We start from the raw sequence: 12483 nt of genomic DNA on the forward strand, positions 1-12483 counted from the left end.
AAAGCAATTTTCGATACTTACGAACGGTCACTAAGTTCATTGCCCAGCTGTTTTAATTTTTCACCAACTGTACATTCTGAAATACAGAACTGATGGGCATATGAACGCCCCTTCTCTTTTCGAAAATGCTTTCGTAAAAAACAATCCTGGCAAAATGAAGCGAGAACATCTTCCACTTCTTCATATATTTTTTTCCTGTTCATTGTTGTTATGACTCCTTTGATCCAGCAATTTCTATTTTGCTGAAAATGGATTTTCCCTGTAGAGCAAGTGTTGCCAGGCGATCGGCTTCCTGGTTCTCTTTTCGGGAAATTGGCTTATAGACCGGAATGATCTTTAACGCATCCAGCTTCGCTTCAATGCGGTCCAACCATTTATTTAAGTTTTCTTCCATACATGGCCATTCACCGGAAAGTTGATTTAAGACAACTAGAGAATCCCCTTTAAATACACAGCTTTGATGGTGGATTCCAAGTTCGTCCATCTGCCTGACCGCTTCATGAAAGGCCGCATATTCTGCTTCATTATTGGTCTCGAATTGCTCCAATTTCACGTTGGTGCGTAACCTCCAGAACTTCTTACCTTGACGAAAATAAATGGCAACACCGATTCCTGCCACCTTTTCATCTTTTTGAAAACCGCCATCAAAAAAAACCGTCACATCCTGCGGCTCCTCCTCAACTTCAGTCAGGAGTTTTTTTAGCTCCTTCTTCGTCCATGTTGTGTCGAATTCATCCTTGAATTCCACTTCTTTCAGCCTTCCTGCCTTTTCAAGATCTTCTGTTATGACTAGTGCAGTTCCGGCATCAAGCCAATCCGAAACGAAATCGGCAGATGGTTTTTTTGAAGCATGATATGTCCATTTCATAATTACCTTCAAAGATTTCCAGCTCCTTATCAACTCACTATTCATGCAGAACAGCTTACAATTTTCATACCTTTTTTTCGGCATACCCTTTATAATATATTGTAAGCATTTGAATCACTATTTAATTATAGTTCCCATATCAGCCTGAAATTCTCATGTTTCAATCTTAATTTTATAGGAAATGTTTTTTACCATAGCATATTGACTGTTAAACTCGAGGAGGAGCACATCTTGATCGAAGTGTATATTGATGGTGCCAGTGCGGGCAATCCAGGGCCGAGCGGCGCAGGTGTTTTCATAAATAATAACGGTGTGGTCGAGCGGCATTCCATTCCGCTTGGAAATATGGAAAACCATGAAGCGGAGTACCATGCTTTAATCAAAGCATTGGAAATTTGTGTAGTCAATAAGTATCAAATCGTTTCTTTTCGGACTGACTCCCAAGCCATCAACCAGGCCATTGAAAAAAGATTTGCAAAAAAGAAGTATGCCATACTGCTGGAAAGGGCGCTAAAGCTTTCCGACGAGCTTGAGTTATTTTTCATGAAATGGATTCCAAATCTCGAAAACAAGTCCGCGGATGAGTTGGCGAGACGGGCCATTCGATTGAATAAAGCTGAGGAAATTCATGAACAAGACAGCTGATTTTTCATTATTATTCGTTGTATTCATCTGGGGCGTCACTTTTGTAATGGTTCAAAATGCCCTATCTTTTCTTGAACCATTCACGTTTAATGCCGTCCGTTTCTTCATGGCCTTCGTTTTCTTGCTTATCCCTTATTTATCGACTTTAAGCAAAAAGGGGAAAACTTGGAACAAGGGCCTTTTTAAAGCTGGGTTTCATATCGGGGTTTGGCTTTTTCTGGGCTATGGGCTTCAAACGATTGGATTGAATTATACAACTCCTGCGAAGACAGGCTTCATAACAGGATTAAGTGTCATCATGGTACCCGTTTTTTCTCTGCTTCTTTTAAAACATAGACTTTCCCGTAATACAATTATAGGTGTCACAGCCGCAACCGCTGGGCTTTATTTAATGACTCTCGCTGACCGGTCCAATTTGAATATCGGTGATTTATTGGTATTTTTATGCGCAATAAGTTTTGCCATGCAGATCATTACGACCGCTAGATATGCCAAGACCCTTCCCGCATTACCGTTGACGCTGATTCAGATTTCCACCGTATTTCTATTATCCTATGTTTCAGCCTTCATTTTCAAAGAGAATCATTCCGTCATCTTCAGCTCAGAGGTCATGTTACAGAAAGACGTTTGGACTGCTTTATTGGTTACGGCAGCCCTTGCCACTGCGTTCGCCTTTTTCGCACAAACATTCTTCCAAGCCTATACGACACCTACGAGGGTCGCATTGATTTTTTCAATGGAACCGGTTTTTGCTGCTTTATCCTCATACATATTGATTGGGGAAAAATTGACTTCGGCTTCCATCATTGGCTGCGCATTCATTTTCTTGGGGATGATACTTGCTGAGCTGCCTGCTAAGAAAAAGAAACCGATAGCAAAGGAGTTTTCTTGAAAAGCCATAAAAATAAATCGGACTTCAAAGTTACGAAGTCCGATTTATTTAAGCAGCCCCTGTTCTTTGGCAAACGATACTGCTTCACCGCGGGTTTCAATACCATTTTGTTTTAAGTTTTCCAAAAAAGAGATATAAAAGCTGCCATCAAAATTCTTTTGAGCCTTCAAAGTCAATTCTATTGCTGCATTGACTAAAATATCACTTGCGTCCGTGTAGCGCTTACCAAAATAAATAAAACCAATATCGCCATTACCAAAAGTGAATCCCTTACCCTCTAAAAAACTAACATACTCTTCAGTTGATCTCGCCACTTCTGCATCCACTCCATACTTCATGCCTTATTTTCATCTTACCGTATATCAAAGATTTTGACTATCCATTTTTCGACAAAAAATTCACCGTATAAATGAAAGAAAGTACAATTAATCCAGAGAGTGGATACTCGTCAAAGACGAACGAACAAAACAGTTTGCCTATTCATTCCATGCTACCTTAGATCGATACGGTTTTGTAGTGGGCACTATTGTTACACCAGGTAACACACATGATAGCAATATCTTAGAGCCTCTAAACGTGATTATTTAAAAGTTGGAAAACCCGAATTTGTTGCCACAGATGCCGCATATAAAACACCTGGGATTACGAGATACTTATTTGAACCGGAGATTACACCGGCTTTACCATATACACGACCACGTAAAAAGAAGGATTCTACCGTATACATGAATAGTTTTACGATGCATTCTGTGACTGTTATCTTCGCCCGACAGGTGGAATCGTGAGTACAAATCACCAAAATAAATTTGCCCAACGTGGCCCTTTTTTAGCACATTGTACGGACAGTAAAGACCATCAAAAGGTAGTGACGCGTCATATTTGGCAAGAATACGTGGAAGTAGCAGATCATCGCCATCACGAAGATATAAAGCCAATTTATGCGAAACGCAAAGAAACAATTGAACGAGTATTCGCAGATGCAAAGAAAAGCATGGCATGTGTTGGACAACGTTAAGGGGACTTAAATATTTGTCGATACAGTCGATGCTTACTTTCGCTTCCATGAATGTAAAGAAGATGGCAAACTGGACTTGGAGAGATCAACTATTCTCTATAACGGCTTCAAAACCAATAAAAAATGAAAAAGGTTTCGGAAGGGAGTACATTCCGAAACCTTTTTGTCTATACACTTGGGAGCTCCAAAAGGGAAGCTCCGAATTATTTCAATATTAAATCATTCGCAGTAAAGTCCTGAATTCATGATCCTTGGCCAGATTTTTGACCTTCTCACGATCATACTGATAAACCGCATCGTCCAAAGAACATGAAATTGGTACATCACATTTTATTTCGGCCAGTTTTCTAGATAAATGAAGCATATCTACGGCAGATTCAATCTTAGCTCTCTGCCCGTTTGTCAATGAAGCAACATTTTCAAGAATCCCTTCGATACTTTGATACTGAATCAATAATTTCAACGCTGTCTTCTCCCCAATTCCTTTAACCCCGGGATAGTTATCAGCTGTATCGCCCATTAAAGCTTTTAAATCGATCATTTGTCTTGGAGTGATCCCTTTCCATTCAAAAAAGCTATCAGGATTATGCACTTCATAGTTACCATATCCTTTTTTTAACAATAGCACAGAAATATTTTCTTCTATTAACTGGAGCATATCTTGATCGCCTGTCAATATACCTACCCGACTATGTTGGGCAGATGCCTTCGCAATTGTCCCGATACAGTCATCCGCTTCATATCCAGAGAGCCCTATGTTAGGGATATCAAATGCTTCAACCGCTTTTTTCGCTAAGTCGAATTGAGGGATCATTTCGACGGGAGCTTCTGAACGATTAGCCTTGTATCCATCAAATAATTCATTTCTGAAAGTCTTGCTGCCCATATCCCAGCACACTGCTATATGGCTAGGTGAAAAATGATTCACCGCCGTCAGCATATGTTTCAAAAAACCTTGGACGGCATTAGTAGGAATGCCTTTTGAGTTAATCATGAATTGACCAGTAACGGCCGTTGCATAAAAAGCTCTGAATAATAGCGCCATCCCGTCGACAAGCATAAAGGAAGGATGTTGCTCATTTTCTTTCATTAACACATTATCACCTCTATCATGATGTACATCCATTTTAACATAACTATCCCCTTTTTTAAGGATCGTTTAATTGGAAAAAATATTATTCAATCGGATTATCATCATAGGAGATCCAGTCACTGAAACTGCCAATATATAACTTCACATCTTTAAAGCCCGCTTCTTTCAGGGCGATATAATTGGGAGATGCCGTTACACCTGAACCACAGTAGACAATGATTTCTTTATCCCTGCCGATGCCTGTGAAATTTGCCTGAAGATCTTCCTTCTTTTTATAATAGCCATTATCCAAAACGTCCGTCCACACCTTATTAACTGCACCAGGTATATGCCCTGCTTTTTTATCAATCGGCTCATCGATTCCCTCGTACCGTTTAGATTCCCTTGAATCCATTAAAACGATATGGTCAGGCCTATTCATTGTATAGTCCTTCACTTTTTGAAAAGATGCAAGCACGGTTTCATTTAAATCGATACGATATTCTCTAGTACTATTATTGGGATGATTCGAGTCTATCGGATAGCCCGCATCCGTCCAGGCGCGATACCCCCCGTTAAGAACATAGACTTTCTGGTGCCCAAGATAGCTTAGCAACCAGACAAACCTAGAAGCAAAAGAACCTTCCCCCCCATCATAAGCGATAAGCACCGTATCATTGGAGATTCCATTTGATTCTAGTTTATTTTTAAACTTTTCCAGGTCAGGTAGAGGATGTCTTCCGCCATGTTTTTGAACCTGCCCCGATAAATCCTTTTCGAGATCGAAATAAACAGCGCCGGAAATATGGTCTTTCTCGTATTCATTATGCCCTGCATCAGGAGAGCCCAGCTGAAAGCGGCAGTCACAGATTCTGATATCACTAGAATTCAACAACGGCAACAGCTCTTCTTTTTCCATTATATAACCCATCTGCATAACCCCCTAATTCAATATGGTCCAGATTAATTGATTAAGCTCCGTTTCCATGTTCTTTCCTGGAGGAAGCTTATTTATTTCATTCTTTAAGGAAAGTGATTTCCCTTCTAATAATGAAAGATTCTTTTCACTTTCATTGTTGCTTATATATTCTTCCTTTTGTTTTGCCTTAAATATTCGGGTCATACTGGTTTTCATTTCTTGATCGATGAAAACCGATTCAAGTAATTCCCAAACGGATAAAGGTGGCAATGACCCCTGTTGGATGATATATTCCAGGATTAAATACGAACGGTAAACTTGTACCCATGTTTTTAGTCCTTTTCTTTCAGAGTCCCTGTTTTTTGTCAATTTCTGAAGGTTATCGCCCATCATCCGATAGTAATGGTGTCCTAGTGCCTTTTTGGAATAGCAATCCGCTATCAAACCATCCATCTTCCTATAATAATCCGGATGTGTAATCAGCTTGATTGGCGACTGAAATAATTCAAATAGTGCTGGATTACTCTTTACCGTAAGACGGGATGATTTAAATAGATCCCAGCCTTCCATGTCATATATGTTTTCTTTCAAATGAATCACTTCAACTGCAGGACTCAAGCTGAGGTAAGACCGCTTATCATTATGAACATATATAAACCGAACATCGAAATCCGAATGGGCGGATGGTAAACCAAAAGAATGGCTGCCAGTAACAGCAGCCATCAAAATGGTCATATTCTCTTTTCTTTCTAGGAATTTCAATTTTGAAATAAGGTTTTCTTTCATGAATGAACCTCGTTTCTATTTCGAATGCATTTTTGCCAATTCCGCTACTGCATTTTCATAATACGGTAAATCTACCGTTTCTTCCATTGCTGCACGTAAACCTGCAAAGATCTCCGATATTTCTGTCTTAAACTCTTTTTGAATCGCAAGTAACTCCTGATCGAGGACTTCATTATACATCTCGAAAATCCGCTCACCCTGTCCTTTTACATACATTAGGGCAGGATCATCCAGCCGCTTCTGAAGTCCTTCGCTCATTTTCAATTTCTCATTTTTTTCAAAGAAAGATTTTGGATTTTTAAATAACGCCAATTCCTTTTTGAATTCCCCAGTTTCCAATTGTACAAATGCTCCTGTGAATTCAATGGACTCCCTCTCATTAGGTTCATATGGCTGTAATGAAAGGGTTTTTCTTACTTTTTGAATTTGCTGAAGCAAACTGCTTTGCTTCTCGTTCAGCAATTTATTTACGAACATTTCCGTCCTTAAAGCCGTTGCCCGCATTTCCTGGGCAAGGTCAAAACCTAACGCATCCAATAAGTTCTTCATCGCTTGCTTGAGGACAATTTTCAGATCCCCTCCATCATCCTTTAAGACAGCCGGGTTGAACGATTCCTTGAAGAAATCATTAAATCGGAAAAAGACCCGTTGTTTACTATAGAAAGTCAATTCATCGATTTCTTTTTTCAAACGTTGCTTTTCTGCATCCCCTTTAATGACAGAGAGTAGTTCCGAAATGGACTGTACCTCTTGTGAAAGGGACTCCAGGGCTTTTCGTTTCGCCTTTTCATCCTGCCTGGAAGCTGTAATTACATCACGGAGCAGTTCTTCCGTTCTTTTTACGGCCGCTTTAGCCGATTCGATTGCAAGTCCAGCTAAATCGTTTTCGATGAAAGAATCGAATTGGTCTTGGAATTCCGAAATACCGCTACTTTGAAGGAACGAATGCTTAAATGAACCAGGCGTCTGTTTTTCCAGCAATGCTCCCTTACTCGTAAGCGGGAACAGTTTTGGAAAACGGATTCCGAATCCATTCAATTGATCTGTGACATAATCCATCACTTCGTCCAACTCGTCAGTGGTTTGTGCAAGATCGACTGCATTGACAATGAAGAACATCTTATCCATCGCGAAAGAATCTTTCACACGTCCAAGTTGTATCAAGAACTCCCTATCTGCCCTTGAAAATGGGTGATTATAATAGGTCACAAAAAGGATGGCATCCGAATTCTTAATATATTCGAAAGCTGCTCCTGTATGTCTGGCATTTATCGAATCCGCCCCAGGGGTGTCAACAAGCACCATCCCCTGCTTTGTCATTTCACAGTCATAACGCAATTCAATCAAATCAACAAGGCATGACTTGGACTCTTCTGCAGCAAAACGTTTAAACCCTTCAAGATCTACCGTAACCACATTTCCTAAATCATCTTGGTGCTGGGGCATCCCTTGATGGAAAGCCCTTAAGAAGGATAAATGCGTTTTCCCTTTATCAACTTCCCCTGCCTTCGCAATGATTTGCCCTGCTATGTGAAGTGCTTCATCCAGTGTCTTTGCCGATTTATCAAAAGCTGCCAAAGCCAGGCTCACATCTTCTAACAGCATCGCTTCCGTCTTTAATTTGACGGTTGCCGTTCCATGTGGATGCTCAGCATCTGAAGACATGATTTTGTTGATTGCCGCAGTTGTCGGATTAGGTGAAACAGGAAGGACGCTTTCTCCCATCAGTGCATTGGCAAAGGAAGATTTACCTGCACTGAATGCACCGAAGAGGGCAACCGTGAAAGTCTGCTGTTCCAAGCGATTTGCCTTATCTGTCAATTCTTTATAAAGTGATTGAAACCCTTTCAAAGGCTGTATCAGCTTGGCCGCCTGATGTAAACTCGTTGCAGTCTCCATTAGCTTTTCTTTTCCGCGTAAATCAGCACCATCAGATGAAGAAACAGCTACAGAAGGAACAGCTTCCTTACTTTCTGTATCATGATTAGTTTCAGGTTGTTCCTCGACGTGCATGGAATTACTTCCTTTATCGATTCTCATGATTTTTACTGTAATATTTTTTTCTTCTTCATTCCATTGAGTTAAAAGCGTATCGATATCACGCTCATCGACTGATGTTTCAGTTTGATTGGCAATGGCCTCTAATCGTTCCGTTTGGTACTTGATTTCCGCGTTCATCGCCGCTATAACTTTAAGGGCTTCCGCAAATTCGGAAAAACCTTCAAGCTCCTTATCTATGGAGATGGACTGCTGTTCCACTATTTCTTCCATAACAGCGACCATTCCATTCAAAAATCCTTCAGATATTTCACGTGCTTTCTTCTTGATGGCTGAGGCTAAATCATTCGTATAGTTTAAAACGTATTCACCTGTAATATCGACTTGAGGCTTTAAAGAGTTTTTTATGTAAGCTTCCGTTACCTCGATGTGAAGTGCCTGCGCCTTACTTTCAAATGTTGAATCATGGATTTCCGCTTGATTAAGCGTTTTAACGGCTAATTCTTTAAGATGCCATTCAAGCTGGGTTTTCACCTTTTCTTGTAAATCGGTCAAAAATGCTTTGATACGTTCCTCACGCACGGCCTCCGTTTTTTTCTTGGCAAATAATAGACCCATTTTAAAATCCGGCTGAGCCGATTCCAAGAAAGATTTACCTAGGTCCCGTGTAGCCGCGGGCATGATGTATGCACTTTTCAAAATTGTTTCTAATGCTTCAGCATATTGGACCTTGATGTCCTCTATCCGTCCCGTTAATGATTTTTTTTCTTTTAATAGGCTGTCCACTTGATTCGTCAGGTGAATTCTCTCTTCATGAGGAAGTTCTGATAATACTTCAAAATCATCGGCATGTTCCTCTTCATACTGTTCCTTCAGCCAAATAAGATGCCTTTCGACAAGGGCTTTAGCCGATTGCATGATGGCATCTTTCCCATCATTCTGACCTTTCCCCGCCATTTCATATATAAATTGCCGAACCACTTCAATTTCATTTTCGCTATTGTTCAAATCTCTTACAGATGTATAAAAAATTCCATCAGGATATACATTCCAGTTCGCAAATGCTTCAGAAACGGAAAGCTTGAAGTCTTGGAAGCTAAGCTCATTCTCATCATGCTTATCGATCATATTGATAATTAAGTATGTCGGTTTTTCAGCCTCCAACAATTCTTTGGTGAATAGGAAGTTGACTTCTGATTGGACGTGATTATAATCCATAACATAGAAGACGACATCAGCTAAATGCAAGGCGGATTCCGTAGAAACCCGATGTGCATCATCCGTCGAATCAATTCCTGGCGTATCCATGATTGCACATGATTCCGGGAGTGAAAAGTGATTGGAACTTATCGTTATTGCCGATACTGAATCACCATCCTTGGCAAATTTCTTGACCTCTTTAAAATCATAAGGTGCAGGAAATAAGACTGGTGGCTGATGATGGTAAAAGACTTTGGCATAGTCTTCCCCTTTTTGGACCTTTACCGTATTTGCACTCGTTGGAATCGGACTTGAAGGCAATACTTGATCACCAAGGAGAAAGTTGATCATACTTGATTTACCCGCTGAAAAATGCCCGCAAAAAGCAATGATGAACTCCTCATCATTCACTTTCATGATTAACTGTTTCAGTTTATCTGCATTGCCTGTATCGCCTGCCGATTGAAATTTATCATACATGGCAGTCAAAATCCCCAATTTGGAACGTTGTTTTAATGTTTCTTGAATCATGAATCCATACCCCTTAATCTATCGTCATTTTGATACTCTTATTGTAAACGATTTTGTTTGTTATTCATACAGTCAGCTTTAGTTTTACTATATGATTTATTACAGGCCGTGTTCAAAAAAAAACCACCGATTGGCGGATTCATGTAGTTTGATTCATATCTTGTAAATTCATTGGAATAAAAAAAACCAGGATGATTACCTGGTTGTAGGAGTGGGGTTAAATGCAGCTCGGTTTTCCATTGTTGACCCGGTAAAGGATTTTACTGCCTTTGCCGGTTTTTGAATATTATTTAATACATGTTTCATCACAAAACCATATGTAGCGATTGTCAATAAAATGAATACCCAGACCATTACCAACACCGTCCTCTTATATATTGAGTAGCTTTTAGTTTTATTAAAAAATTTATCGATATGTGATTGAGAATAATTTTCATCTTCATTTAGAATCTTATCATGAACGATAATCATTTTCAATAAGAAAATAAATTTTTTATTATTTTCCCTTAAAAACCGTAGAATATTCCGTATGTTCCTTTAATGCCTTTTCTTCGAGGGGGATTCGAACCGCCATCATCCATGCGTTCAAAAAACTAAAGATAATAGCTGTATAATATGCATTGAATAATAAAGAAATAACGATAATCTCAGTTGCCACTATTAGATAGTTCGGATGTTTAAAATATTTATAAGGACCTTTAATGACTACTTCGGCATTAGGAACCACTATGATTTTTGTATTCCAATGTTTTCCCAATGAACTAATTACCCAAATCCTTCCAGACTGTGCAATCAGAAAAAGGGTCAGCCAAATCGGCCAAAGTCCAGCCACATCCCTTTCATACGCGAGCACTTCAATAATGAGAACAATAAAAAAACTAAGGTGCATAAGAACCATCCATCTGTAATGGGACTCACCGTATTCTACAGCTCCTGCACCTTTCAACTGCTTTTCATTTTGTTTGGCAATATATAATTCCACCAGGCGCTGAATGGCAATCAAGATAATGAAAATGGCAAAGATCATCATTTCCACCTCATTAACACAAGTTCAGATGAAAAACCAGGCCCCAATGCAGCAGCCAATCCCACCTCACCTTTATTCCCGCCACGCTGCATGAATCTCTCAAGGACGTACAAAATAGTTGCTGAGGACATATTTCCAAATTCCCTTAATATACTCATTGACACTGCAGTCATGCTTTCATCGAATCCTAGGGATTCGTGATAAGCATCAATTACTTTTTTCCCTCCAGGATGGGCAATGAAATCTTTTATATTCCCGAGATCCAATCCATTTCCCGCTAAGAGTTCTTGGACATTCGGTTTAAGCCAATCCTTGATGATTGTAGGAATATCTTTCGAAAAGATCACATATAAACCTTGGTCTTTAACATCCCACCCCATTACATCCAATGAATTCGGCATTAGCGTGGATTGCGAATCCAAAAATTTCAAATGTCGTCCTTTTCTTGAAAACTGTTCATCCGGAACTTCATCACCGCAAACCAAAACACAGCTTACTCCATCAGAAAATAAGGAGGTTCCAATTAAATTGCTTTTGGAGATATCATTCCTTTGAAAAGTCAGACTGCATAACTCCACACTTAAAACAATGACCTTCGCAGTCGGGTATGCTTGGCAATATTCAAAAGCACGTGATAGGCCGCTCGCTCCCCCTGCACATCCAAGCCCCCATATCGGAATTCTTTTTGCATGCGGGTTAAATGGAAGTTCATTCATTATCCTGGCATCAATGGTCGGGGTAGCCATCCCGGTACTTGAAATAAAAAAGAAAGCATCTATATCGCATGCCTGCAGCTCTTCTTTTAAAAATTCTGGGTTGGTTAAACATTTTTCTACAGCCTCTCTCCCAAACTTTACAGCCTGCTGGATGTATAAATCATTCCGCTCAGCTAAAGAATGATCCTCTTTAAACCAATCAAGATCATTTGAAAAATATCGATTTTCCACTTGACCATTCGTAAAGGCCTTTAATAACCGATCAATACTCTTAAATGAGGATCCAAAGATTTCTCTCGAAAATTCCATGATTTTTTCCTGTGAAAGTAAATATGGTAGCTTTATATGTGATGCCGATAATAAATATGGCATAATCCCACCCCTTATTATTCATGATATGGTTAATATACCCACCAGGATATCATTTATGCTCTGTAGCTTTATGGTTATATAATGTGAAACTCTTGAATTTTTCGCAGCAGAACTAAGGCAACATGCTAAGCCGGCAATATCGCCACCTCCTTAGCATTTGCGAGAATACAATCATGGATATTCCCCCCGTCATTGCAGGCAATACCAAAATGTGTAGGTTTAAATGAAGCAAGCAATTTACCCATTTCATTGGATGGCCATCTTAATGAACAAAATGTAATCGAAAACAATAAAACCCCCTTACCTAAATAATCGGTAAGGGGGCTGCTTTCATTCTTCCTTCTTTACTGAAGATTGATTTTGTACTTGTATAATGATATTTTGAAACTCCTCTTTACCGCATACACTGCACCTATACTCCTGACTTAAAATGGTCCGACAA

13 protein-coding genes and 1 pseudogene are annotated in these 12483 nt (G+C 39.6%); 3 read left to right on the forward strand and 11 right to left on the reverse strand.

What is annotated here, in order from left to right:
- Positions 1-17: 17 nt before the first annotated feature.
- Positions 18-203: a zinc-finger domain-containing protein gene (locus ACQKKK_RS11945; RefSeq protein WP_427616376.1), complete on the reverse strand. Its 186-nt coding sequence runs from the start codon at positions 201-203 to the stop codon at positions 18-20.
- Positions 204-208: 5 nt separating this feature from the next.
- A complete protein-coding gene (locus tag ACQKKK_RS11950; protein WP_427616377.1) occupies positions 209-880 on the reverse strand; it encodes a reverse transcriptase-like protein in 672 nt (223 codons plus the stop codon).
- Positions 881-1099: 219 nt separating this feature from the next.
- On the opposite strand from ACQKKK_RS11950, the gene ACQKKK_RS11955 reads away from it, so the two are divergent.
- The gene (locus tag ACQKKK_RS11955; protein ID WP_427616378.1) at positions 1100-1513 is read left to right on the forward strand and encodes a reverse transcriptase-like protein; all 414 of its coding nucleotides are present in this window, start codon (positions 1100-1102) and stop codon (positions 1511-1513) included.
- Entirely contained in the window at positions 1497-2405 is a 909-nt protein-coding gene (locus ACQKKK_RS11960; protein ID WP_427616379.1) for a DMT family transporter, read from the forward strand. The genes ACQKKK_RS11955 and ACQKKK_RS11960 overlap by 17 nt, the downstream gene beginning before the upstream one ends.
- A 44-nt stretch (positions 2406-2449) precedes the next feature.
- On the opposite strand, the gene ACQKKK_RS11965 is transcribed toward ACQKKK_RS11960, so the two are convergent.
- Positions 2450-2743 carry a DUF6123 family protein gene (locus ACQKKK_RS11965; RefSeq protein WP_427616380.1) on the reverse strand — a complete coding sequence of 98 codons (294 nt, stop codon included), beginning with the start codon at positions 2741-2743 and terminating at the stop codon, positions 2450-2452.
- 71 nt (positions 2744-2814) lie between these two features.
- Here ACQKKK_RS11965 and ACQKKK_RS11970 point away from each other — a divergent pair.
- Positions 2815-3503 (forward strand): annotated as a pseudogene (locus ACQKKK_RS11970) (transposase); the annotation flags it as partial.
- 131 nt (positions 3504-3634) lie between these two features.
- Here the strand turns inward: ACQKKK_RS11970 and ACQKKK_RS11975 are convergent.
- The 8 genes from ACQKKK_RS11975 to ACQKKK_RS12010 form a co-directional block, all read right to left on the reverse strand.
- The gene (locus ACQKKK_RS11975) at positions 3635-4510 is read right to left on the reverse strand and encodes a 5'-3' exonuclease (RefSeq protein ID WP_427616503.1); all 876 of its coding nucleotides are present in this window, start codon (positions 4508-4510) and stop codon (positions 3635-3637) included.
- A gap of 85 nt (positions 4511-4595) precedes the next feature.
- Positions 4596-5423 carry a sulfurtransferase gene (locus tag ACQKKK_RS11980; RefSeq protein ID WP_427616381.1) on the reverse strand — a complete coding sequence of 276 codons (828 nt, stop codon included), beginning with the start codon at positions 5421-5423 and terminating at the stop codon, positions 4596-4598.
- A 12-nt stretch (positions 5424-5435) separates the two neighbouring features.
- The gene (locus ACQKKK_RS11985) at positions 5436-6197 is read right to left on the reverse strand and encodes a nucleotidyltransferase domain-containing protein (protein ID WP_427616382.1); all 762 of its coding nucleotides are present in this window, start codon (positions 6195-6197) and stop codon (positions 5436-5438) included.
- A 15-nt stretch (positions 6198-6212) separates the two neighbouring features.
- Positions 6213-9926 carry a dynamin family protein gene (locus ACQKKK_RS11990; protein ID WP_427616383.1) on the reverse strand — a complete coding sequence of 1238 codons (3714 nt, stop codon included), beginning with the start codon at positions 9924-9926 and terminating at the stop codon, positions 6213-6215.
- 195 nt (positions 9927-10121) lie between these two features.
- A complete protein-coding gene (locus ACQKKK_RS11995) occupies positions 10122-10286 on the reverse strand; it encodes a hypothetical protein (protein ID WP_427616384.1) in 165 nt (54 codons plus the stop codon).
- A gap of 136 nt (positions 10287-10422) precedes the next feature.
- Positions 10423-10956 (reverse strand): isoprenylcysteine carboxyl methyltransferase family protein, encoded by a 534-nt coding sequence (locus tag ACQKKK_RS12000; protein ID WP_427616385.1) that lies wholly within the window; start codon positions 10954-10956, stop codon positions 10423-10425.
- Positions 10953-12041 (reverse strand): type III polyketide synthase, encoded by a 1089-nt coding sequence (locus ACQKKK_RS12005; RefSeq protein ID WP_427616386.1) that lies wholly within the window; start codon positions 12039-12041, stop codon positions 10953-10955. Before ACQKKK_RS12005 ends, ACQKKK_RS12000 begins: the two co-directional genes overlap by 4 nt.
- A gap of 125 nt (positions 12042-12166) precedes the next feature.
- Entirely contained in the window at positions 12167-12331 is a 165-nt protein-coding gene (locus ACQKKK_RS12010) for a hypothetical protein (protein WP_427616387.1), read from the reverse strand.
- Positions 12332-12483: the final 152 nt, after the last annotated feature.

This window comes from Peribacillus sp. NPDC006672 (genome assembly GCF_050274955.1).
Taxonomy (GTDB): domain Bacteria; phylum Bacillota; class Bacilli; order Bacillales; family DSM-1321; genus Peribacillus.